This is a genomic window from Streptococcus massiliensis DSM 18628 (assembly GCF_000380065.1).
Lineage (GTDB): Bacteria > Bacillota > Bacilli > Lactobacillales > Streptococcaceae > Streptococcus > Streptococcus massiliensis.
Window position 1 is genome coordinate 1 of record NZ_KB904378.1, and the last position, 23,216, is coordinate 23,216.

26 protein-coding genes and 1 pseudogene are annotated in these 23,216 nt (G+C 43.2%); 21 read left to right on the forward strand and 6 right to left on the reverse strand.

Going from position 1 to position 23,216, the window contains the following annotated elements; translation table 11 throughout:
- The 4 genes and pseudogenes from A3I3_RS10810 to A3I3_RS0103965 all read right to left on the reverse strand — a co-directional run.
- Window positions 1–156, reverse strand: a pseudogene (locus A3I3_RS10810) (ISL3 family transposase); the annotation flags it as partial.
- Between the two features lie 194 nt (window positions 157–350).
- Window positions 351–1,595: an MFS transporter gene (locus tag A3I3_RS0103950; protein ID WP_018371438.1), complete on the reverse strand. Its 1,245-nt coding sequence runs from the start codon at window positions 1,593–1,595 to the stop codon at window positions 351–353.
- A 344-nt stretch (window positions 1,596–1,939) separates the two neighbouring features.
- Entirely contained in the window at window positions 1,940–3,619 is a 1,680-nt protein-coding gene (rnjA, locus tag A3I3_RS0103960) for a ribonuclease J1 (protein WP_018371439.1), read from the reverse strand.
- 2 nt (window positions 3,620–3,621) lie between these two features.
- Window positions 3,622–3,852: a DNA-dependent RNA polymerase subunit epsilon gene (locus tag A3I3_RS0103965; protein WP_018371440.1), complete on the reverse strand. Its 231-nt coding sequence runs from the start codon at window positions 3,850–3,852 to the stop codon at window positions 3,622–3,624.
- A gap of 173 nt (window positions 3,853–4,025) precedes the next feature.
- Here A3I3_RS0103965 and tsaB point away from each other — a divergent pair, with 173 nt between their 5' ends.
- The 7 genes from tsaB to A3I3_RS0104000 all read left to right on the forward strand — a co-directional run bounded on the left by tsaB (window position 4,026) and on the right by A3I3_RS0104000 (window position 8,905).
- Window positions 4,026–4,709, forward strand: coding sequence for a tRNA (adenosine(37)-N6)-threonylcarbamoyltransferase complex dimerization subunit type 1 TsaB (tsaB, locus tag A3I3_RS0103970; protein WP_018371441.1), 684 nt, complete (start codon window positions 4,026–4,028; stop codon window positions 4,707–4,709).
- Window positions 4,706–5,152 (forward strand): ribosomal protein S18-alanine N-acetyltransferase, encoded by a 447-nt coding sequence (rimI, locus tag A3I3_RS0103975; RefSeq protein WP_018371442.1) that lies wholly within the window; start codon window positions 4,706–4,708, stop codon window positions 5,150–5,152. The genes tsaB and rimI overlap by 4 nt, the downstream gene beginning before the upstream one ends.
- Window positions 5,142–6,155, forward strand: a complete 1,014-nt coding sequence (gene tsaD / locus A3I3_RS0103980; protein WP_018371443.1) for a tRNA (adenosine(37)-N6)-threonylcarbamoyltransferase complex transferase subunit TsaD — start codon at window positions 5,142–5,144, stop codon at window positions 6,153–6,155. Before rimI ends, tsaD begins: the two co-directional genes overlap by 11 nt.
- A gap of 17 nt (window positions 6,156–6,172) precedes the next feature.
- Window positions 6,173–6,868 carry an AzlC family ABC transporter permease gene (locus A3I3_RS0103985; RefSeq protein ID WP_018371444.1) on the forward strand — a complete coding sequence of 232 codons (696 nt, stop codon included), beginning with the start codon at window positions 6,173–6,175 and terminating at the stop codon, window positions 6,866–6,868.
- Window positions 6,861–7,184 carry an AzlD domain-containing protein gene (locus tag A3I3_RS0103990; RefSeq protein WP_018371445.1) on the forward strand — a complete coding sequence of 108 codons (324 nt, stop codon included), beginning with the start codon at window positions 6,861–6,863 and terminating at the stop codon, window positions 7,182–7,184. The genes A3I3_RS0103985 and A3I3_RS0103990 overlap by 8 nt, the downstream gene beginning before the upstream one ends.
- A gap of 62 nt (window positions 7,185–7,246) precedes the next feature.
- Window positions 7,247–7,993 (forward strand): class I SAM-dependent methyltransferase, encoded by a 747-nt coding sequence (locus A3I3_RS0103995; protein WP_018371446.1) that lies wholly within the window; start codon window positions 7,247–7,249, stop codon window positions 7,991–7,993.
- 51 nt (window positions 7,994–8,044) lie between these two features.
- Window positions 8,045–8,905: an arginase family protein gene (locus tag A3I3_RS0104000; protein WP_018371447.1), complete on the forward strand. Its 861-nt coding sequence runs from the start codon at window positions 8,045–8,047 to the stop codon at window positions 8,903–8,905.
- An 81-nt stretch (window positions 8,906–8,986) separates the two neighbouring features.
- On the opposite strand, the gene A3I3_RS0104005 is transcribed toward A3I3_RS0104000, so the two are convergent.
- Both A3I3_RS0104005 and A3I3_RS0104010 read right to left on the reverse strand, forming a co-directional pair.
- Window positions 8,987–9,277: a hypothetical protein gene (locus A3I3_RS0104005; protein ID WP_018371448.1), complete on the reverse strand. Its 291-nt coding sequence runs from the start codon at window positions 9,275–9,277 to the stop codon at window positions 8,987–8,989.
- A 9-nt stretch (window positions 9,278–9,286) separates the two neighbouring features.
- On the reverse strand, window positions 9,287–9,697 hold the full coding sequence (locus tag A3I3_RS0104010; RefSeq protein ID WP_018371449.1) for an HIT family protein: 411 nt from the start codon (window positions 9,695–9,697) through the stop codon (window positions 9,287–9,289).
- A gap of 67 nt (window positions 9,698–9,764) precedes the next feature.
- Here A3I3_RS0104010 and A3I3_RS0104015 point away from each other — a divergent pair, with 67 nt between their 5' ends.
- The 14 genes from A3I3_RS0104015 to A3I3_RS0104080 all read left to right on the forward strand — a co-directional run bounded on the left by A3I3_RS0104015 (window position 9,765) and on the right by A3I3_RS0104080 (window position 23,107).
- A complete protein-coding gene (locus tag A3I3_RS0104015; protein WP_018371450.1) occupies window positions 9,765–10,490 on the forward strand; it encodes an ABC transporter ATP-binding protein in 726 nt (241 codons plus the stop codon).
- Between the two features lie 2 nt (window positions 10,491–10,492).
- Window positions 10,493–11,548, forward strand: coding sequence for an ABC transporter permease (locus tag A3I3_RS0104020; protein ID WP_018371451.1), 1,056 nt, complete (start codon window positions 10,493–10,495; stop codon window positions 11,546–11,548).
- 42 nt (window positions 11,549–11,590) lie between these two features.
- Window positions 11,591–12,382 carry a cell cycle regulator CcrZ gene (ccrZ, locus tag A3I3_RS0104025; protein ID WP_018371452.1) on the forward strand — a complete coding sequence of 264 codons (792 nt, stop codon included), beginning with the start codon at window positions 11,591–11,593 and terminating at the stop codon, window positions 12,380–12,382.
- A complete protein-coding gene (gene trmB, locus A3I3_RS0104030) occupies window positions 12,379–13,014 on the forward strand; it encodes a tRNA (guanosine(46)-N7)-methyltransferase TrmB (protein WP_018371453.1) in 636 nt (211 codons plus the stop codon). The genes ccrZ and trmB overlap by 4 nt, the downstream gene beginning before the upstream one ends.
- 142 nt (window positions 13,015–13,156) lie before the next feature.
- Window positions 13,157–13,636, forward strand: a complete 480-nt coding sequence (rimP, locus tag A3I3_RS0104035; RefSeq protein ID WP_018371454.1) for a ribosome maturation factor RimP — start codon at window positions 13,157–13,159, stop codon at window positions 13,634–13,636.
- A 38-nt stretch (window positions 13,637–13,674) separates the two neighbouring features.
- Window positions 13,675–14,901, forward strand: coding sequence for a transcription termination factor NusA (nusA, locus tag A3I3_RS0104040; protein ID WP_018371455.1), 1,227 nt, complete (start codon window positions 13,675–13,677; stop codon window positions 14,899–14,901).
- Between the two features lie 18 nt (window positions 14,902–14,919).
- The gene (gene rnpM / locus A3I3_RS0104045) at window positions 14,920–15,216 is read left to right on the forward strand and encodes an RNase P modulator RnpM (protein ID WP_018371456.1); all 297 of its coding nucleotides are present in this window, start codon (window positions 14,920–14,922) and stop codon (window positions 15,214–15,216) included.
- Complete coding sequence (locus A3I3_RS0104050; protein WP_018371457.1) at window positions 15,209–15,511, forward strand: YlxQ-related RNA-binding protein; 303 nt, start codon at window positions 15,209–15,211, stop codon at window positions 15,509–15,511. The genes rnpM and A3I3_RS0104050 overlap by 8 nt, the downstream gene beginning before the upstream one ends.
- A gap of 16 nt (window positions 15,512–15,527) precedes the next feature.
- The gene (gene infB / locus A3I3_RS0104055) at window positions 15,528–18,362 is read left to right on the forward strand and encodes a translation initiation factor IF-2 (protein ID WP_018371458.1); all 2,835 of its coding nucleotides are present in this window, start codon (window positions 15,528–15,530) and stop codon (window positions 18,360–18,362) included.
- A 25-nt stretch (window positions 18,363–18,387) separates the two neighbouring features.
- Window positions 18,388–18,741 (forward strand): 30S ribosome-binding factor RbfA, encoded by a 354-nt coding sequence (rbfA, locus tag A3I3_RS0104060; RefSeq protein WP_018371459.1) that lies wholly within the window; start codon window positions 18,388–18,390, stop codon window positions 18,739–18,741.
- Between the two features lie 282 nt (window positions 18,742–19,023).
- Complete coding sequence (locus A3I3_RS0104065; RefSeq protein WP_018371460.1) at window positions 19,024–20,655, forward strand: Na/Pi cotransporter family protein; 1,632 nt, start codon at window positions 19,024–19,026, stop codon at window positions 20,653–20,655.
- 160 nt (window positions 20,656–20,815) lie between these two features.
- On the forward strand, window positions 20,816–21,967 hold the full coding sequence (gene nagA / locus A3I3_RS0104070) for an N-acetylglucosamine-6-phosphate deacetylase (protein ID WP_018371461.1): 1,152 nt from the start codon (window positions 20,816–20,818) through the stop codon (window positions 21,965–21,967).
- 59 nt (window positions 21,968–22,026) lie between these two features.
- Window positions 22,027–22,209 carry a hypothetical protein gene (locus A3I3_RS0104075; RefSeq protein WP_018371462.1) on the forward strand — a complete coding sequence of 61 codons (183 nt, stop codon included), beginning with the start codon at window positions 22,027–22,029 and terminating at the stop codon, window positions 22,207–22,209.
- Window positions 22,210–22,264: 55 nt separating this feature from the next.
- Complete coding sequence (locus tag A3I3_RS0104080; protein WP_018371463.1) at window positions 22,265–23,107, forward strand: aldo/keto reductase; 843 nt, start codon at window positions 22,265–22,267, stop codon at window positions 23,105–23,107.
- Window positions 23,108–23,216: the final 109 nt, after the last annotated feature.

Sequence of the window (23,216 nt, forward strand, 5' to 3'; positions counted from 1 at the left end):
TTTAGCCATCTGACCATGACAGCTGTAGCATTTAGGAGCAGAATAATCCAACTTCGCGATGATTTCTTTATGCGTTCCAGCATCTAGAACATCCAAAATCGTAATGTTAGGGTCTTTGATTTCCAGTAAGTTTGTGATAAAATTTAATTGTTCCATATGAGTCTTTCTAATGATGGTTTGGTCGCTTTTCATTATAGGTCATATGGGACTTTTTTTCTACAACAAAATAAGCTCCATAATCCCTAAAGTGATTTTACCCACTACAGAAATTATAGAGCCTAAATAAAAAGCGCTCTACGGCGCTTTTTATATGTGAAAAATTATCTTCAATACCAAATTACATTAGTATTTTACTCTGCTGATAGGTCTTTTTCAAGATTGAAATAAGTGCTAGTTTTAAGATTTTTAATAGTCCAAAGGGCGGCAAAACTAACTAAGTAGAGACTTGCTAGGAAGATCATCACCATAGAAGTGCTTGACACGTCAAGAATTTTTCCGATGATGACGGAAGAGAAACCACCGATGGCACGTCCAACATTAAGAATAACATTGTTGGCAGTGGAGCGGATATGGTGTGGATAAAGACGAGTAATCATGGCACCGTAGCCTGCAAACATACCATTGACAAAGAAACCAACGATGGCTCCACCAATAATCATACTAGGCATGGAATTAGCGAATTGAAAGAGATAAACGCAGATGGAAGAAGCAAGGAGGAAAATGGAATAGACCAGACGTGGTCCCCATTTATCAAGGATTTGGCCGAAGGTCAGCATTCCCAAGCACATACCAAGAATGGTTGCAACCATCCAGAGAGAGGAATCTTTCACAGAAATATGAAGGCTGGTTTGGATGATCGTTGGAAGCCAATTCATCATACCAAAGTAACCCGCGATTTGTACGGTTGTCATAATCATAAGAGCAACCGTTTGTGCAGTGAGGGCTGGCGTCTTAAAGAGTTGACTGATTTTAACAGGTTGGCTACTTTCTTCTTGGACATGTAGACCCGCATTATCTCTAATGTTGTCGTCGTCAATAGCAAGAACCATCCAGAGGACAAGAGCGATTGGAGCAAGTCCAAAGAGGAAGAGCCCGCGCCAGCCAAGAGCTGGTGCTAACCATCCAGCCAGAAGAGCTGAACTGATCGAACCTACTTGTCCAGCAATCCCATTGAGTGAGGAGATGCGTCCCATTTTATTAGGAGGAACAATTCCAGCCATAATGGCAATGGCAACACCGTACTCACCACCGACACCAAGTCCTGCTATAAAGCGCATAAGGTAGATATAATTAATATCTTTGGCAAAGAAGATCAACCCTGTTGCTAATGAAAAGAGAACAATAGTCCATTTGAAGACCTTAAATTTATGATAGCGGTCTGCTAAAAGTCCAAAGATTAGTCCTCCGACTAGCATACCGAGGTTGGTAATAGTGGCAATCAAGCCACCCTGTGCCCCAGATATTCCTAGCTCGCTAATAATGGAAGACATGGAAAAGGCAAGGAACATGACGTTGAGGTCATCCGTACCTGAAGCGACAATAGCAGCAACAAGGGCACGCTTGTTATTTTTGTCTAGGGAAAATTTAGTTGACATAAGGTTCTCCTTTTAATGCTAGCTCACAGGCTAACTTTATTAATTGAATACACTTTAACAGTCAAAAAGCTCAGGACTTCCTGAGCTCATAAGGTTACACTAAAATGAGAGACTAGCTAAACTAATCTTCTATTGGGTGACTTTCATGTCTCACGGAACATGTCTTAAAGTAGTATTTAATTTCTCCTATTGTACGATAGTTTAAGGAACTTGTCAAGGAAAAAATGAGACTGGATGTTTCCAGTCTCGCTTGTTTTTATTCAAGATGTTACAAAAGCGCAGCAGTCAATGGCAACTTTGTTTATTTTTCAGTTTTAGTGAAACTGAAAGTTTAGGACATTATTTTATTCATCATCAGGCGTTAAAAGCATTGGAATGATAATGGGTTCACGTTCTGTATTTTCATAAAGGAAAGGTCTTAAAGCGTTAACAATTGCACCATTAACTGACTGGATGCTGGCATCTTTATTTTTAAGGGCGATACGAATAGCATTGAAAAGGATGCGCTGGCTTTGGCGAATAAGATCACCTGACTCTCGCATGTAGACAAAACCGCGGCTGAGAATATCTGGCCCAGCGAGGATCATCTTGGAGTTGAAGTCAACGGTTGCGACAGCAAGTACAACACCATCTTCAGACAGATCTTTACGGTCGCGAAGCACGGCAGCACCGACTTCTCCGATACGGTTTCCGTCGACATAGATATCTTGGGCATTGAAGCTTCCTGCAATACGAGCAGAATTTTTAGTTAAGGCAAGAACATCGCCATTGCTCATGATAAAGATGTTTTCTTTTGGAATACCAATATCTGCTGCAAGTCCAGCATGGATTTTTTGCATGCGATATTCTCCATGGACAGGCATGAAGTATTTTGGTTGAATTAAGCTAAGCATGAGTTTTTGCTCTTGTTGCCCACCGTGTCCAGAGGTGTGGATATTGTTAATCTTCCCGTGAATAACGTCGACCCCTGCTTCGGAAATAGTATTAATCAGTTTATTTACACTAGTTGTATTTCCAGGAATTGGGCTAGATGAGAAAATGACCGTGTCGCCTGGTTGGAGTTGGACTTGGCGGTGAGTACCATTTGCAATTCGTGATAAAGCCGCCATTGGCTCTCCTTGACTTCCTGTACACATAATGAGGATTTCACCAGCTGGATAGTCTTTGATCTCACTTGGCTCAATAAAAGTCCCGTCTGGTACCTTGATGTAGCCTAGTTCAATCCCATTGGCAATAGCTTTTTCCATAGAGCGTCCAAAAACGACGATTTTTCGCCCGGATTTGACAGCTGCTTCAGCAGCTTGTTGCAAGCGGAAAATGTTAGAGGCAAAAGAGGCGAAGATGATCCGTCCGTGAATGCCTCCAATTATTTTCATGATTGACTGACCAACAATTTTTTCTGAGTTCGTAAAGGTCGGGATTTCTGCATTTGTGGAATCGGAAAGCAAGGCTAAAACACCATCAGCTCCGAGAGCAGCCATTCGTTGCAGATCTGCTGGTTGTCCAACAGGAGTGAAATCAAACTTGAAGTCACCCGTACAAACAATCTTGCCTTGCGGTGTATGGATGACAATTCCCAAAGGCTCTGGAATTGAGTGGGTGGTGCGGAAGAAAGTTGCTCTCAAGTTTTTAAACTTGAGTTCGGTATTTTGATTGATTTCGTAGAGTTTGGCGTCGCGCAAGAGACCGTGCTCTTCCAGCTTACCACGAATGAGGGCAAGAGCCAAAGGTCCTGCATAAATAGGGACATTAGCTTGCTTGAGCAGAAAAGGAATCCCACCGATGTGATCTTCGTGACCATGGGTGATGAGCACTCCCTTGATGCGGTCAATATTTTCAACGATGTAAGAGTAGTCTGGGATAACATAGTCAATCCCTAAAAGGTCATCTTCTGGGAACTTAATTCCGGCATCAACAATGATAATCTCATCTTGATACTCAATACCATAAGTATTTTTCCCAATCTCCCCCAGGCCACCGATGGCAAAGACGCCAACCTCTTCGGGTTTTAAGGTATAGGTCATGTTTAGAACTCCGTAATCTCAAAGACGCCTGATTCTTTTTCGTAGGCGAGGTGCTTGTCAGACAGAAGTTTGATCAATTCGATATTGTAAGGTGTATTTTCTTCAACAAGTTTACGTGCCCTGATGCGCCCTTCAAGTTCATTTTCTGCATCAATATCCAAATATAATGCTAATGTTTTTTCGCGCTGCGGGCTCCGTTCTTTTGTTTCTTGATAAAAAATTTTGTAAATCATAAGGTTCCTTTCATTTTCTAGGTCAATAAATAGAAAAAGAAGCAACTAAGGGTTAGTTGTTTGTAATATTCAATTCTATGAGTAATAAATTTGACCGTGATTCGTTTGCAATTATTAAAATTATATCATAAAATAAGAGGTATGATCAAGTAAGGAAAGAAAAGTTTGAAAAAATGAAAATCTTATCCATGGATACTTCTGCACAAACCTTGGCCGTGGCCTTGTTGGAAGATGAAAAATTAGTTGGGCAAGTGACCCTGACGATAAAAAAAAATCACAGTATAACCTTATTGCCGACTATTGATTTTTTACTAGCGAGTGTAGGTTGGCAGCCGGACGATTTGGAGCGGATTGTGGTGGCGGAAGGTCCTGGGAGCTACACGGGCTTGCGGATTGCGGTGGCTACAGCTAAGACTCTGGCGCAGACTCTCAAGATTGATTTGGTGGGGGTGTCGAGCCTCTTTGCTCTCGTGCCAGAGAAAAGCACGGGCTTGGTTATTCCCTTGATAGATGCGCGCCGCAACAACGTTTACGCGGGTTTTTATGAACAGGGCAGAGCTGTCCAGCCAGAAGCGCACCTGCCTTTTGAGCAAGTGCTGGATTTTGCAGCGGGCTTTGAAGAAGTGACTTTTGTCGGCGAAGTTGAGGCTTTTAGCGAGCAGATAGAAGAAAGATTGCCTCAAGCGAGGATTGAACCCAGCCTGCCTAATGCCTACTTAATTGGCAAAGCGGGCTTAAGCCTGCCTGCTCAATCGGTGCATGACTTTGTGCCCAATTATCTCAAGCGGGTCGAAGCCGAGGAAAACTGGCTGAAAAACCACACGGAATCAAAGGGTTCCTACATCAAGCGCCTATGATAAAGATTGAAAAATATGAGCCAAACGACCAAGTCGAACAAATAGCGGACAAGATTTATCAAGTCATGACGGATGTTTATGAGGTCAGTCCATGGACCAAGGAGCAGCTGGCTCGTGATTTGACGGCGCCTTATTCTTCCTACTTTCTGGCTTGGGAGGCGGAAAACCTGGTTGGTTTTCTCGCGATTTTGTCTTCGGATTTTGAGGCGGAAATTTTGCAGATTGCAATCAAGCGTGCCTATCAAGGACAGGGGATTGCGACAGCTTTATTTGAGCACTTGCCTGCTGACAAGGAACTTTTTCTAGAAGTCAGGCAGTCCAACAGTCCAGCTCTGCTATTTTACCAAAAGGAGAAATTTAAGGAAATCGCCCGGCGCAAGAGCTACTACCATGAGCCGGTGGAGGACGCGATTATCATGAAAAGAGAGACCAATGAAAGATAGATATATTTTAGCTTTTGAGACATCGTGCGACGAGACTAGTGTTGCGGTGCTGAAAAATGAGCAGGAGCTCTTGTCCAATGTCATTGCCAGCCAGATCGAGAGCCACAAGCGCTTTGGCGGCGTGGTGCCCGAAGTGGCTAGTCGCCACCATGTGGAGGTGGTGACGGTTTGCATTGAGGAGGCTTTGGCTGAGGCGGGGATTGGCGAGGCGGACATTACAGCAGTGGCGGTGACTTATGGCCCGGGGCTGGTTGGAGCTTTGCTGGTCGGCCTAGCAGCAGCCAAGAGCTTTGCTTGGGCACATGGACTGCCGCTCATTCCGGTCAATCATATGGCAGGGCATTTAATGGCGGCGCAAAGCGTGGCGGAGCTGGAGTTTCCGCTTCTGGCACTTCTAGTCAGCGGTGGGCACACTGAGCTTGTCTATGTCAGCGAGGCTGGTGATTACAAGATTGTAGGCGAGACGCGGGACGATGCGGTCGGTGAGGCTTATGACAAGGTCGGGCGCGTCATGGGCTTGACCTATCCAGCTGGACGCGAAATTGACGACTTGGCTCACCAAGGGCAGGATGTCTATGATTTTCCGCGGGCTATGATCAAAGAAGATAATCTGGAATTTTCATTTTCGGGGCTCAAATCAGCCTTTATCAATCTCTATCACAATGCCGAGCAGCGTGGGGAAGAGCTATCCAAGGCAGATTTGTCTGCGAGTTTTCAAGCGGCTGTCATGGATATTTTACTGGCTAAGACCAAGAAAGCACTTAGCAAATACCCGGTCAAGACCTTGGTTGTGGCAGGCGGTGTTGCGGCTAATAAAGGCTTGCGCGAGCGCCTAGCGGCAGAAATCAAGGATGTTCAAGTAATTATTCCGCCTTTGCGGCTCTGTGGTGATAATGCCGGTATGATTGCCTATGCCAGCGTCAGCGAGTGGAACAAGGGAAATTTTGCGGGCTGGGATCTTAATGCAAAACCTAGTCTTGCTTTTGATACTTTAGAGAAGTAGGAACAGCAAAGAAAGTTATGAACAAGGGAAAAAGTTTTCGTGAGGGTGTGCAGGCAGCGATGCCGACTGCCCTTGGTTATATAAGTATTGGTCTGGCTTGCGGGATTATTGCGGCGCCCTACCTCAATCCTCTGGAAATGGGGCTGATGAGCTTTTTGGTTTACGCAGGTAGCGCCCAGTTTGCTATGCTGTCTTTGATTGCCGTGCAGGCATCTGTTGTAGACATTGCTTTGACGGTATTTTTGATCAATCTACGCCTCGGACTTTTGAGTCTGCACGCTTCAACCATTTTCCGTAAGGAGACGATTTGGCAAAATATCGGGCTTGGTTCACTCTTAACCGATGAGACTTACGGAGTGCTTATGGGAGAGCGAGTTCATCAGGATTATATATCGCCTAGTTGGATGCATGGAAATAATGTGATCAGTTACTTAGCATGGGCGTTAGGTACAGTTATTGGGACGATTCTAGGCGGTCTCTTGCCGAATCCAGAAAACTTCGGTTTAGATTTTGCCCTAGTTGGGATGTTTGTTGGGATCTTTGCTTCTCAATTTTATGCCATGTTGCATCGTATTAAGCTGAAAAAGTTGCTAACGATTTTGTTGGTCGTGGGCTTCACATTTTTTATTTTAACAATGTTTGTATCGAAATCTTTAGCGGTTCTTTTTGCGACTTTGATTGGCTGTACAGTGGGGGTGATGATTAATGATTAACGGATATATTTTAGGAGTAATTATCGCCTGTGCCCTAGTGACCTGGATTCCAAGGGTTTTACCTTTCATCTTGGTCAAATACAAAGGTCTTCCTCCCAAAGTGGAGCGCTTTTTACAATATCTACCTGTGTCTATTATTTTTGCTCTGATTCTGTCAGGTATTACAAGGCCACAAGTCGGACATTTACCAGCTTTCAAAGTCTTAGACTTGCTGGCACTTTTGCCGACAACTTATGTTGCCTTTCGCTATCGAAACTTAGTTGGAACAGTGCTCTTCGGTGTTTTTCTCATTGCATTTTTGCGATTTATTTTCTAAGAATTGTCAGAAATTTTTAAAAATATGATATACTTATCTTATCAATCAAAAGAGGTGACAATATGGCGGAAGCAGGACACACATTTTTAGCGAAATTGGGGAAAAAACGGCTGCGTCCCGGTGGCAAATTGGCGACGGACTGGCTGATTGAGCAGGGGCATTTTTCGAGCGATAAAAAAGTGCTGGAAGTAGCCTGCAATATGGGGACGACGACGGTTGAGTTGGCAAAGCGCTATGGCTGCCAGATTACAGCTATTGACTTGGACGAAAAGGCATTAGAACAAGCGCGTGCCAATGCAGGCAAGGCTGGTGTGTCTGAGCTAGTGATTTTTGAAAAAGCCAACGCCATGAAATTGCCCTACGAGGATGATAGCTTTGACATCGTCATCAATGAAGCCATGCTGACCATGCAGACGGAAAAAGGCAAAAATAAGTGCCTGGACGAATACTACCGTGTCTTGAAGCCGGGCGGCGTTCTCCTTACGCACGACGTCATGCTCAAAAGACAGGACGAGGCGGTGCGGCAGGAATTGTCCAAGGCAATTCATGTCAATGTCGGTCCCTTGACCGAAGGCGGTTGGATTCAGCTGGCACGTGGTCACCAATTTAAGAAGGTGGAAACTTTCGCGGGGGACATGACCCTCATGAGCCCTAAGGGCATGATTTATGACGAGGGCTTTGCGGGCACGCTGAAAATTGTCAAAAATGCCCTCAAAAAAGAAAATCGTCCGATGTTTTTCAACATGTTTAAAACCTTCAAGAAAAACAAGGAAAAACTCGGCTTTATCGCTATGGCGTCCTATAAATAAAAAGACCTCCTGCCTAATGCAGGAGGATTTTCAACATTCTAGGAGGAAAAAATGACAACCTTACGTTTACTATTGCCGCAATGGCAAGGAGGAATGAACCCTCACTATGTTTTAGGGGCAGAATTACTAGCGCTGATTGCTCCACCTTCGGACAAAGCTGAGACCGTGACAGTTGATGTCAAGAAAGATTTTGATAAGGGCTTGCAAACAGAAAAGGGAGTTGACCGTTATCAAGATTTGATGAATCAACTAGTTGCGACAAGGCAGATTTTGGAGAGAAAACAACCTGATAAAATTATCACTTTTGGTGGAGATTGCTCCGTCTCACAAGCTCCCTTTTCCTACCTTCTTGAAAAATATGGGGAAAAATTGGGCATTCTCTGGTTGGATGCTCATCCGGATATAGCAAGGGCTGACCAGTCCTCTCACTTGCATGAAATGGTTCTGGGCAATTTAATAGGCGAAGGAAATCCAGCCTTTGCTGAGCAGGTCAAGCAACCAATAGCTCCAGAAAAAGTGATGTATGGGGGACTAATTGAAAAAGAATTACGCCCAATAGATGACGGAGTATGGCGTCATCACATTCGTTTTGCAAATCATGAAGATTTGCTCCAGGACTCGCAAGTGATTTTAAATTGGATTGAAGCTAACCAGCTTGAATTTTTAGCGATTCATTTTGATTTGGATGTATTATCTCCAATGGATTTTCGTTCTATTTATCCCGCAGAACCTCATACCCGCTTGGAAGATTTTCCTGCAGCGGTCGGAGAGCTGACTTTGGAGCAAATCGTCCGAATTTTGAACGATGTTCATTCAAAAGCCGAGATAGTAGGCTTGACGATTGCTGAGCATTTGCCTTGGAACGCGATTCGTTTGAGAGAAAGTTTAAGTCAGATTCCTATTTTTAAATAAGGGCAATTTTTCTCTTGCTTGGAAATAAAACAAGAAAAGAGGCTGGAATTTTCTCCAACCTCTTTTGATATGCAAAATATATCACTGATTCGTATCCGCATTCCAGATGTCTTGAATCTCTTTTAAACGAGCATTTGCGACTTTGCTGAAAACGGAGATTTCATAGCTGATGTCATCAATAACATTCTGCAAATGATCGCTTTCGATTTGGATGCGTGTCAAACTATTTTTAAAACGTGCAGACTGATCCTGAAAATTCTTTGCAAGGTCGCTTGTTTCTACCATCTCTTCGGTAATTTTTTCCCGATTTTTGATAACTTGATAGGCAAGCGCTGCACTACCAGCAAAAAGTAGTAGATTTCCTAATTTCATAGTACCTCCTTAAGCCCTTGCGATTTTTGCGGCTAAGTCTGCTAACTTCTCAAAATCCGGCTCGTGCGCCACAAAGGAAATGTTTAGATCATCGTCAGTGCTATAGCGTGGTGCCAGATGCACATGCGTGTGAAAAACGCTCTGTCCGGCAATTTCCTCGGTATTGTTCATAATATTCATCCCTTTGGCACCAGTTGCTCGCATGATTTTATTGGCAATTTCAGGTACTTTGGCAAAAAGATGACTAGCACTTTCTGCGTTCATATCTAAAATAGTACGATAATGCTCTTTAGGAATGACCAAAGTATGTCCTGGAGTAACTTGTGAAATATCTAAAAAAGCTAAAACATGCTCATCTTCATAGACCTTTGATGATGGAATTTCACCTGCGATGATTTTGCAAAAAATACAATCTGCCATAAAGTTCACCTCTTGCTTTAAAATTTGATATAATGGTTAAGAACATTATACCAAAAACGGAGCAAATATGTTAGAAATTAAGAACTTGACAGGGGGCTACATCAATATCCCTGTTTTGAAAAATATTAGCTTTACAATTCCTAGTGGTCAGTTAGTAGGTTTGATCGGTCTCAACGGTGCTGGAAAGTCAACCACCATCAACGAAATTATCGGTCTTTTGACTCCTTATCAAGGAGAAATTCGCATTGATGGCATGACTTTAGCTGAAAATCCGAGCAACTATCGCAGCAAGATTGGGTATATCCCTGAAACCCCCAGCCTATACGAAGAGTTGCCCCTGCGTGAGCATTTAGAGACAGTGGCTATGGCTTATGATTTGGATGTAGACTCGGCTATAGAAGCAGTGCAGCCACTTTTAGAAAAATTTCGTTTGGCAGATAAATTAGACTGGTTTCCAGTTAATTTTTCCAAAGGAATGAAGCAAAAAGTGATGATCATCTGCGCCTTTTTGGTGAATCCAAGTTTGTTTATTGTAGATGAACCATTTTTAGGTCTGGATCCGGTTGCTATTGCAGACTTGATTGAGTTACTAGACGAAGAGAAAAAACGTGGGAAATCCATTTTGATGAGCACTCATGTGCTTGACTCGGCAGAAAAAATGTGTGATTCCTTTGTCATTCTTCATCAGGGCGAGATCAGAGCTCAAGGAAGTTTGGACGAATTGAGAAGCCAGTTTGACTTGCCAACTGCTAGTCTCAATGAGATCTATCTTGCTTTGACGAAAGAGGTCTAGTGATGAGTGATTTGTTTAAACAGCGCAAACATCGTTTTATAGAGCGGTGTCTCAAGTACTTGCGCTATGTATTGAATGACCATTTTGTTTTATTTTTACTAGTCTTTATCGGTTTTTTGGCAGTTCAGTACAGCCAGCTATCAAAAAATATCCCAGAAAATCGCCTAGCCCTATATTTGGGAGTTTTTCTATTTTTAATAGCTCTGCTTTTTATTGGAAATATTGCGACTTATCTGGAGCGACCAGACAAGTATTTCCTTTTAACCAAAGAGAAAGAGATAGGACAAATTATCCAGCAGCAAACGATTTCTTCTCTGCTTTTTGGGGGAATTATTCAAGCTTTGGGTTGGTTACTTGTTTTACCACTGATGCTTAGTTTGGGCATGCCTGTTGTTTTCATCATTGGTCTACTGTTCATCTTTATAGCAGTACGCGTGGTTTATCTGAATTATCGCAAGAAAGAACTACTGACAAAGATTGGTATCAATTGGGACGTAGCGCTTTTACGGGAAGAAAAACGTCAGCAGAGTATTTTGCGTTTCTTTGCCCTTTTTACAAATGTAAAAGGTATTTCAAACAGCATTAAACGTAGAAAATATTTAGACGGTTTCTTGACTATTTTTGCTAAAAAACAAGAAAATACTTGGAAGCACCTCTTTTTACGGTCTTATTTCCGTAACGGAGATCTCTTTCCTCTGACTTTGCGACTTTTAGGAATTTCCCTCATCGGACTTGCACTTATTCCTCAAGTTTGGGTTGGCGTGGGTTTGACTTTGTTGATGAACTACCTGCTACTGTTTCAATTACTAGCTCTCTATGGAGCCTTTGATTACCAACAATTAACCCTGCTCTTTCCTTTAGATAAAAAATTTAAAATAAGTGGACTTCTAGCGGTTTTACGTCTGGTTGGTGGCTCAGTCCTTCTTTTGGAGATGGTGCTCGCTCTTTTTATCTATAAAGAGTTTCAGGCCGTCCTTGTCCTGTTTGTAGGAAGTCTAGCTTTGTTGTATCTGTACTTACCTTTTAAGGTAAAAAGTTTGGTTGACGAAAGTTTCTAAAATTAGTAAAATAAAAAGAAGTTTGTTCAAGGAGAAATTCAAATGAAAGATGATAAGGAGCTAACTTTAATTCCCATACAGGGGAAAAGTGGCAAAGCCTATATGGGAACCTATCCGGATGGCGGGCGCGTGTTTGTCAAGATGAATACTAGTCCTATTTTGGCAGGATTGGCGCGGGAACAGATTGCACCACAGTTGCTGTGGAGCCGCCGCATGCCAGACGGGAATGTCATGAGCGGACAAGAGTGGCTGTCAGGACACATCTTGGCCCCACATGAAATGTCTAAAAAGCAGATTGTCAGTATTTTAGCGCGTCTACATCGTTCACGACCATTAATGACCCAGTTGGCAAAGCTTGGCTACACTATGGAAACGCCAGCAGCCCTCCTAACAGCTTGGCAGGAGAGTGCCTCTAACCAATTGCGGCGTAATAAATATCTACAGTCTGTGATCAGTGAATTACGCAATACGACACCAGAATTTCGTGAGGATCATGCAACGATTGTTCACGGAGATGTTCGTCATAGCAACTGGATTGAGACAGACAGTGGGATGATTTATTTGGTCGATTGGGATTCGGTTCGTTTGACGGATCGCATGTTTGATGTGGCTCATATTCTCAGCCACTACATTCCAGATTCACGCTGGAAAGATTGGTTGACTTACTATGGTTATAAGTATAATGACAAGGTTTTGCAAAAACTTTACTGGTTTAGCCAGTATTCTTACCTTTGTCAAATTACCAAGTATTATGAAAATAATGACTTAGAAAATGTCAATCGCGAGATTGCAGCTTTGCGCAGCTTCCGTGATAAGTATGGAAAGGTGAAATGAGAGTAAGAAATCGAAAAGGTGCCAGTGAACTCCTTGAAAGCAACCCTCAGTATGTCGTGTTAGAACCAGCGACTGCTAAAGGGAAATGGCGGGATTTGTTTGGCAATGACAATCCTATCCACATTGAAGTTGGCAGTGGCAAGGGTGGTTTTATAACCGGTATGGCAAAACTTCACCCGGATATTAATTACATTGGGATTGATATTCAAAAAACGGTACTTAGCTACGCTCTGGACAAGGTTTTAGCAGCAGATGTTCCCAATATTAAGCTCTTGTGGGTGGATGGTTCAGACTTAACTGACTATTTTGAGGCTGGGGAAATAGCGCAGCTCTATCTTAACTTTTCTGACCCTTGGCCTAAGAAAAAGCATGAAAAACGGCGATTGACTTACAAAACTTTTTTGGATACTTTTAAAGAAATTTTGCCAGAACATGGACAAATTCATTTCAAAACGGATAACCGTGGACTCTTCGAGTATAGCTTGGTTAGCTTTTCTAACTATGGCATGACTCTCAAAGGCGTTTGGTTAGATTTGCATGCTAGTGATTACGAGGGAAATGTTATGACAGAATATGAAGCCAAGTTCTCTAGCAAAGGGCAGGTCATCTACCGAGTTGAGGCAGAGTTTTAATTGACGAAATGGGGCTGGAAAGGTATTTTTCAATCTTTTTCCTTGTCAAAGTACATGAACTGTGTTATACTGTGTAAGAACTATAAGAAAAGCGAGGCGGGGTTAATCTTCCGCCTCTTAACGTGTGCTAATAGAAAGCGAGGTGTTTTCAATCTCAACAATTGTAGAATTAGTAACTGAAGTTGTGGCGCCAGTCATTTCTGCTCCGTTTGAGCTGGTAGATGTTGAGTATGGTAAAATGGGTGGTGACTATGTTCTCAGTGTTTTTGTAGATAAGGAAGGAGGGATTACTCTGAATGATACAGCAGACTTAACTGACATCATCAGTCCGCTGCTAGATTCAATCAAACCAGATCCTTTTCCTGACAATTACTTTCTTGAGGTGACTAGTCCGGGGCTAGAGCGACCGCTTAAGACAGCAGAAGCTGTGGCAGCTGCTGTGGGACAGTATATTCATGTTAGTCTTTATCAAAGTATTGATAAACAAAAGATTTTTGAAGGTGATCTTATCAGTTTTGACAATGAAATACTTCGTATAGAATATATGGATAAGACCCGCAAGAAAGAAGTTGAAATTCCCTACAAGCTGGTTTCAAAGGCCAGGCTTGCTGTAAAATTATAAAAAAGAAAGGATTGCCTTGTTCTCAAGGCTTGGAAAACATGAGTAAAGAAATGCTAGATGCTTTTCGCATCTTAGAAGAAGACAAAGGAATCAAAAAAGAAGACATCATTGACGCGGTTGTGGAGTCGCTACGTTCGGCTTATCGGCGTCGCTATGGGCAGGCTGATAGTGCAGCGATTGAATTTGACGAAAAGACAGGTGATTTTCGTGTTTTCACAGTGCGCGAAGTAGTTGATGAAGTTTTCGACAGTCGATTGGAAATCAGTCTTAAAGATGCGCTTGCCATCAATACTGCCTATGAATTAGGTGATAAGATTAAATTTGAGGAATCACCAGCTGAATTTGGGCGTGTGGCTGCTCAATCAGCCAAGCAAACGATTATGGAAAAAATGCGCAAGCAGACTCGTGCTATCACTTACAACACTTATAAAGAACATGAAAGTGAAATCATGTCTGGTACGGTAGAACGTTTTGATAATCGCTTTATCTATGTCAATTTGGGCACGATTGAAGCGCAGTTGTCTAAACAAGACCAAGTTCCGGGTGAGACTTTTGCTTCGCACGATCGCATTGATGTGTATGTATACAAAGTGGAGGACAATCCACGTGGTGTCAATGTCTTTGTAAGCCGTAGCCACCCAGAAATGATTAAACGGCTCATGGAGCAGGAAATTCCTGAGGTTTACGATGGAACCGTGGAAATCATGAGTGTTGCGCGTGAAGCGGGCGATCGAACCAAGGTTGCGGTGCGTAGTCACAATCCGAATGTGGATGCAATCGGAACAATCGTTGGACGCGGTGGAGCAAATATCAAGAAGATTACTAGCAAATTCCACCCAGCACGATTTGATCAAAAGACTGGACGTATGGTTCCAGTTGAAGAGAATATTGATGTCATTGAATGGGTAGCTGACCCAGCTGAATTTATCTACAATGCGATCGCGCCAGCTGAAGTTGACCAAGTTATCTTTGATGATGAAGACAGCAAACGCGCTCTCGTTGTCGTGCCAGATAGCAAATTATCACTTGCTATCGGTCGCCGTGGTCAAAATGTTCGCTTGGCAGCTCACTTAACAGGTTTCCGCATTGACATCAAGTCTGCTAGCGAGTTTGAAGAAATGGAAGAAGCGGCAGGTTTAACTGTAGATCCAGTTGACGATGTGGTAGCAGAAGCAACTGAGGAATTTGTTCAAGGTGTTGATTTTGATGAATCATTGCTTGCAGCTGCAGCAGAATTTGCAACTGAAGTAGAAGAACAAAACTGAAACATCTGAGGAGGGAATATGGCAAAAAAAAGAAAAATCCCTTTGCGTAAATCGGTCGTCTCAGGTGAAGTGATTGACAAGCGGGACCTCCTACGCATTGTCCGTAACAAAGAGGGCCAAGTATTTATTGACCCAACAGGCAAGGCAAATGGCCGGGGCGCTTATATCAAATTGGATAATGAAGAAGCAGCACTGGCCAAGAAAAAGCAGGCCTTCAACCGTAGTTTTGATATGGAAGTTGAAGAATCATTTTACGATGAGCTTATCGCTTATGTTGATCACAAGGTAAAAAGAAGAGAGTTAGGCCTTGAATAATACGCAACAAATATTAAATTTATTGGGCTTGGCTCAACGAGCAGGTCGCATCATTTCAGGTGAAGAATTGGTCGTTAAAGCCATCCAAGAAGGCAAAGCGCAGCTAGTATTTTTAGCTAGTGATGCTGCCACGAATCTTAAGAAAAAAATTACTGACAAGGGTCAGTATTACAAAGTCAACGTAACAACCGTGTTTTCAACACTGGAATTAAGCGCAGCGATTGGCAAGAGCCGTAAGGTGCTTGCTGTCACGGACGCTGGATTTACAAAGAAAATGAGGTCTCTTATGGAATAGAAGAGGAGGACAAAATTTGTCTAAGAAACGATTATACGAAATTGCCAAAGAAATGGGCAAAGAAAGTAAAGAAATTGTCGCCAAAGCTAAGGAATTGGGCATAGAAGTCAAAAGTCACTCCAGTTCTGTCGAGGCTGAGGTCGCAGAGCGAATTAAAAATAGTTTTGGAAAGATTGCAGAGCAGGTGGCAAAGGTCGTTGAAAAACCTACTCCTAAGGTCGAATCTCAACCCCAAGTAGCAAGTCCAAAACCAGAAGTCACGCCTGCTCCACAAGTGAAAGTGGAAGCGAAACCAGCCGCAGAAACTACTCAACAAAGTGTCAACGCTGAGAATCAATCTGCTCAACCAACAGGAACAACTCCTGTTCGACCAAAAAGTCGGAATTTCAAGGCAGAACGTGAAGCACGCGCTAAAGCAGAAGCGGAACGTCGGAAACAAGGTAGTGGTCGCCAAAAGGCTGCTTCGCAGGATAAGCGTGCTAATGAACGAAATGACCGTCGTGATAATCGAAATCGTCGCGATAATGGTCGCAGGCAAGAACGGAAACAAGGGCGCGACAATCAAAGCCAAGAGCGTAATAATCGCACGAACCAGGGGCAAAATCGTCGCAAAGATGACCGCAACCAAACACAAGCACCGCGCATTGATTTTAAGGCACGTGCAGCAGCTTTGAAAGCGGAACAAAATGCTGAATACGCTCGTTCAAGCGAAGAGCGATTTAAGCAAGAGCAAGCGGCAAAGGCGGCGCAGCAAGAACAAAACCGTCGTAAGGAACAGCCAAAGGCGACTGAGCCGGTTGTAGAGTTCACACAGCCTACAGTAACAACTGCCCCAAGTCCAGTGGCAACTAAGACAGCTCCAGAAACAACTGCTGTTGATACGCGTCGCAAAAAACAAGCTCGTCCTGAGAAGTCACGTGACTTTGAAAATGAGGATGGGCCACGCAAACAACAAAAGAATCGAAATAGTCAAAGTCAAGTGAGAAATCAAAAGAATAGTAATTGGAATCATAACAAGAAAACTAAAAAAGGGAAAAACAATCGAAATACATCAGCGCCGAAGCCAGTCACTGAGCGTAAATTCCACGAGTTGCCAAGCGAATTTGAGTACACGGCTGGTATGACCGTGGCAGAAATTGCAAAACGTATCAAGCGCGAGCCGGCAGAAATTGTCAAGAAGCTCTTTATGATGGGCGTCATGGCGACGCAAAATCAGTCGCTTGACGGGGATACGATTGAGTTGCTCATGGTAGATTACGGTATCGAAGCGCATGAAAAAGTTGAGGTGGACAATGCCGATATTGAGCGTTTCTTTGTTGACGAGGATTATATTAATCCTGAAAACATGACAGAACGTCCACCAGTTGTCACGATTATGGGACACGTTGACCACGGGAAAACGACCTTGCTGGATACCTTGCGCAATTCGCGGGTAGCTACAGGCGAAGCCGGGGGCATTACCCAGCATATCGGTGCCTATCAAATTGTTGAAAATGGCAAGAAAATCACCTTTCTTGATACGCCAGGACACGCAGCCTTTACCAGCATGCGGGCGCGTGGAGCGTCTGTCACTGACATCACGATTTTGGTCGTGGCAGCAGATGACGGCGTGATGCCACAGACGATTGAAGCCATTAACCACTCTAAAGCGGCGAATGTGCCAATCATCGTTGCCATTAACAAGATTGATAAGCCGGGAGCAAATCCTGAGCGTGTCATCAGTGAGTTGGCAGAGTATGGTATCATGTCAACCGCTTGGGGCGGCGATTCTGAGTTTGTAGAAATCTCAGCCAAGTACAATCAAAATATTGAAGAACTCCTAGAAACGGTTCTTTTGGTTGCTGAAATCCAAGAACTCAAGGCGGATCCGAGCGTGCGAGCTATCGGTACGGTTATCGAAGCGCGTCTTGATAAAGGAAAAGGTGCGGTTGCGACTCTCCTTGTCCAACAAGGAACCCTCAATGTACAAGACCCAATCGTTGTCGGAAATACTTTCGGTCGCGTTCGTGCCATGACCAACGACCTCGGTCGTCGCGTCAAAGTGGCTGGACCGTCAACGCCGGTTTCAATCACGGGTCTCAATGAAACGCCGATGGCGGGTGACCATTTCGCGGTCTATGAAGATGAGAAAGCGGCGCGTGCAGCCGGTGAAGAGCGGGCAAAACGTGCGCTCATGAAGCAACGCCAAGCCACTCACCGTGTTAGCCTAGAAAATCTCTTTGATACACTCAAGGCGGGTGAAGTCAAGTCAGTCAATGTCATTATCAAGGCAGATGTGCAAGGCTCGGCCGAAGCCTTGGCAGCTTCCCTGCAAAAGATTGAAGTCGAAGGTGTTAAAGTCACTATCGTTCACTCGGCGGTTGGAGCAATCAACGAATCGGACGTTACTCTGGCAGAAGCCTCTAACGCCTTTATCATCGGTTTCAATGTTCGCCCTACGCCGCAAGCGCGCCAACAAGCGGACTCAGATGAGGTCGAAATTCGCCTGCACAGCATTATCTACAAAGTCATCGAAGAAGTCGAAGATGCCATGAAGGGAATGCTTGACCCTGAATATGAAGAAAAAATCATTGGTGAAGCGATTATTCGTGAGACCTTTAAGGTATCTAAGGTTGGCACAATCGGCGGCTTTATGGTCATGAGTGGTAAAGTGACTCGCGACTCCAAAGTTCGGGTCATCCGTGACGGCGTCGTTATTTACGATGGAGAATTGGCTAGCTTGAAACACTATAAAGACGATGTAAAAGAAGTCAAAAATGGGAACGAAGGCGGTCTCATGGTTGATAACTACAACGATATCAAGGTGGATGATACGATTGAAGCCTATATTTTAGAGGAAATCAAGCTCTAAAAATCCTTGAAAGAAAGGAGAAAGAATGACATCACATTTTCGTGCAGACCGTGTGGGTATGGAAATCAAACGCGAAGTCAATGAGATTTTGCAAAAGAAAGTCCGTGACCCGCGTGTCCAAGGTGTGACCATTACCGATGTCCAAATGCTGGGCGACCTGTCCATGGCCAAGGTCTACTATAGCCTTATCAGCGACCTTGCTTCTGACAATCAAAAAGCTCAAATCGGCTTGGACAAGGCCAAGGGCACCATTAAACGGGAACTCGGTCGTAATTTAAAGATGTATAAAATTCCAGATTTGACATTTATCAAGGATGAGTCCATTGAATATGGCAATAAAATTGACCAAATGTTACGGGAACTAGAACAAAAAGATTAGATGAAAGTGATCCTTAGAGGTCACTTTTTCTATGTTATTTAAAATTTTTCTAGAAAAACTTGAAAAAAGCTTGTGACTTTGAAGAATATTCTATACAATAGAAAAGGGGATGTGACAGAATTCAAGGATTCTTGTCATCACTCTCACAGATGAATAAGCTATTTAAAATACTCGCTACAAGCAGGTTTAAATAGTAAAGTCTACTGTTAAAGAGCTAGAAACTAGCAAAGGCATTTAAAAAATTGTGCTCTTTATCAGTGATTATTTTTCGGAGGAAAAGAAATGTCAATTAATTGGCAGGAGATTATTTTTAGCTTTTTAGGAGGCTTAGGGCTGTTCCTATATAGTATTCGTATGATGGGGGATGGCCTGCAGCAGGCTGCTGGCGATCGTTTGCGCTTTTATATTGATAAATATACTAGCAACCCTTTCCTAGGAGTTTTAGTAGGGATTGGTCTGACAGCCCTCATTCAATCTAGCTCAGGTGTAACAGTCATCACAGTTGGTTTGGTTAGTGCAGGGTTATTGACTTTGCGCCAAGCAATCGGGATTGTGATGGGAGCGAATATTGGTACGACGGTTACCTCATTTATCATTGGCTTCAAGCTAGGGGATTATGCTTTGCCAATGCTTTTCTTAGGAGCGGTTTGCCTTTTCTTTACCAATAAGCGCTCTGTCAATAATGTTGGTCGTGTCCTGTTTGGGATTGGTGGGATTTTCTTTGCCCTTAATCTCATGAGTGGTGCTATGGAGCCCTTGAAGGAACTGGCTGCTTTTCGTGAGTACATGATTAAACTAAGTGGCAATCCTATCTTAGGCGTTGGTGTTGGTACGCTCATTACTCTCTTGATTCAGGCGTCATCAGCTACGATTGGGATTTTACAAAATCTTTATGCTAGCGGTTTGATTGATTTGCGTGGTGCTCTGCCAGTTCTTTTCGGAGACAATATTGGTACTACTATTACCGCAATCATTGCTTCATTAGGGGCTAATATTGCAGCAAAACGGGTGGCGGGTGCCCATGTAACCTTTAATGTAGTGGGAACTATTCTTTGTTTACTTGTTTTAAGTCCTTTTACAGCAATGATTCAGTGGTTTCAGACCACTCTTCATCTTTCGCCTGAGATGACGATTGCCTTTGCTCATGGTGCTTTCAATATCTCAAATACAATTATTCAATTTCCCTTTATTGGAGTTTTAGCTTGGCTGGTGACTAAGCTTATTCCTGGTGAGGATGAAGAAGTTAAGTATGAACCGCTTTATCTGGATAAGATCTTAATCAAGCAGGCGCCTTCTATCGCTTTGGGGAATGCTAAAAAAGAATTGCTCCATTTGGGTAGCTATGCAGAGAAATCATTGGAGCTGTCTTACAACTATCTTACGACGGGGAAAGAAAAAGCAGCCAATAAAGGGCACAAAACCGAAGAAGCAATTAACTTGATTGATGAGCAGCTGACTCGATATTTGATTGACCTTTCAAGCGAGGCTCTAAGTCAGCATGAAAGCGAAGTTCTGACGAATATTCTTGACTCTTCTCGTGATATTGAGCGGATTGGCGACCACGCAGAAGCACTCATTGGGATGAATGATTACCTTATCAATAAAAAAATTACTTTTACCGACGCTGCCAAGACAGAGATGGCAGAAATTTATGATCTGACTCATGATATGGTTGAAAAGGCCTTGCAAGCAGTTGAAAACAATGATATTGAGTTGGCAAATCAGTTAACTGAACAACATATAGTCATTAACCGATTGGAGCGCAAATTGCGGAAGACCCACATTGCCCGCCTTAATAAGGGAGAATGTTCAACTCAAGCCGGAGTTAATTTTATTGAAATTTTAGCACATTATACGCGTGTTTCAGATCATGCCCTTAATTTGGTTGAGAAGGTGCAAGCAGGGCAAATTTAATCCATAAAATTTGAAAGTTTCAGCTGGGGCTGAAGCTTTTTATTTGTAAAACTATTAATATGCTAAAAATTAGTCTAGACCATTTACTTTTGAAAAGGAAAGCGTTATAATATAGGGGAAAATACGAAACGCGATAAGTTTTTAGAAAAGGAGACGTTTCATGATTACATATGTAAAAGCTGATCAATTTTTCTACCCTTACGAGGTCAAAACAGGAGGCTATCTGGAGTTAGTAGATGGCAAATTTGGTGACTGGGTTGCAGAAGCACCAGCAGGGGCTGAGACTCTAGATTATACAGGCTACACAATAGCACCTGGATTAGTTGATACTCACATTCATGGTTTTGGTGGTGTGGATGTCATGGATAATAACATTGAAGGAACTCTTCATGTCATGAGTGAAGGCTTGCTTAGCACGGGGGTTACTTCTTTCTTACCAACTACCTTGACCTCTACTTTTGAGCGTTTGCTTGAAGTAACGAAGAATCTTGGCGCTCGTTATCAAGAAGCAACAGGCGCTAAGATTCGTGGGATTTATTTTGAAGGACCTTATTTTACAGAAAAATATAAAGGGGCACAAAATCCTGCCTACATGAAAGACCCAACGATGGAAGAATTTTCAGCTTGGCAAGAAGCAGCGCACGGTATGATCAATAAGATTGCCCTTGCGCCAGAGCGGAAAACAGCACCGGACTTTATCCGTACAGTGACTGATCAAGGTGTGACAGTTGCACTCGGTCACTCAAATGCGACTTTTGAGGAAGCAACACATGGCGTTCAAGCGGGAGCAAGTGTCTGGGTGCATGCTTATAATGGTATGCGTGGCTTGACTCACCGTGAGCTAGGCATGGTTGGTGCTATGTATGAAATTCCTCACACGGTAGCAGAGCTTATCTGTGATGGACATCATGTTCATCCAAAGGCTTGTGAAATTTTACTTAAGCAAAAGGGGTATGAAAATGTTGCTCTCATTACAGACTGTATGACAGCGGGCGGTCAGCCAGATGGTGACTATATGTTAGGGGAATTTCCTGTCGTTGTGGAAAATGGTACAGCTCGGCTCAAAGACAGTGGTAGTCTAGCAGGTTCTATTTTGAAACTCAAAGACGGTGTTAAAAATGTCGTTAAATGGGGCATTGCTAGCCCGCACCAAGCTATTATGATGGCAAGTCTTGTTCCTGCAAAATCTGTGCATATTGACGATGTCTGCGGTCAGATTAAATGTGGTTATGATGCAGACTTCATCGTCTTGGATAAAGATTTGGAATTGGTTGCGACTTATCTCAATGGTGAAAAACGTTTTGAAGCTTAATTAAAACTTGTTTCGTAAGTGCTTTCTTGATATAATGAAAGTTAGGAAGTGAGGTCTTTATGAAACTAAATCAGCGCACGATCAAAAATTACAAGCCCTACTACATAGGAATTGGTGCTTTTGCTTTGATTTTTGGATTGGCTATGCAGCGCCCATTTATGTGGATTATTGGGCTAGCCTTTCTCATCTACGCTTTCATAGGAAAGTCAGGTAAGAAAGCAGAAAATACAGAGAAAAAATAGAAAATGGCGGCAAATGCTGCCTTTTTCGTATTGAATTTTAATATTGGAGGTTGACATGAAGGATTACATGTTAAATAATGGCGTGGCTATTCCAGCGGTCGGTTTTGGAACTTGGCGCGCTAAGGACGGTGAAGAAGCCTATCAAGCGGTGCTGGCAGCGCTCAAAGCGGGCTATCGGCATATTGATACGGCAGCCATTTACCAAAATGAAGAAAGTGTCGGTCGCGCCATTAAGGATAGCGGCATTGCGCGTGAGGAGCTTTTTATCACGACCAAGCTCTGGAATGATGCGCATGGTTATGAGGTAGCAAAAGCAGCTTTTGCGACTTCGCTTGAGAAATTAGGCTTGGATTATCTGGATTTGTACCTGATTCATTGGCCAAATCCCAAGCCCTTGCGAGATAATCTTTGGCAGGCGGCAAATAGCGAGGCTTGGCGAGCAATGGAAGAGCTCTATCAGGCTGGCAAAATCCGTGCTCTGGGCGTCAGCAATTTTCTGCCCCACCATTTGGAGGAGCTGCTGAAGACAGCCAAGATTGTGCCTGCGGTCAATCAAATCCGTCTGGCGCCAGGCGTTTATCAGAGAGAGGCGATTGATTATTGCCGCAAGCAGGATATTCTCTTGGAAGCCTGGGGACCTTTTGGTCAAGGGGAATTGTTCAGCAATCCAGACATCAAGGCTTTGGCGGACAAGTACGATAAGACAGTCGCGCAGCTAGCCCTGGCTTGGAGCATCAAAGAAGGCTTTCTGCCCTTGCCAAAATCCGTCACGCCTGAACGGATTATCAGCAATCTAGATTTCTTCGATATTAAATTGAGCGATGAAGACGCTGAAATTTTAAAAAATATTGAAGGTCTAGCAGGCGGAGCACCAGATCCAGATGCAGTAGATTTTTAAAATGTATTTAACTATTTTTAGTTTAAATGTTAAAAAAGAAACTCTCTAAACTTCATTTGAAAAATATTAGACAATCTTTCCATTTTCTGCTACAATACTTGTAGAGAGA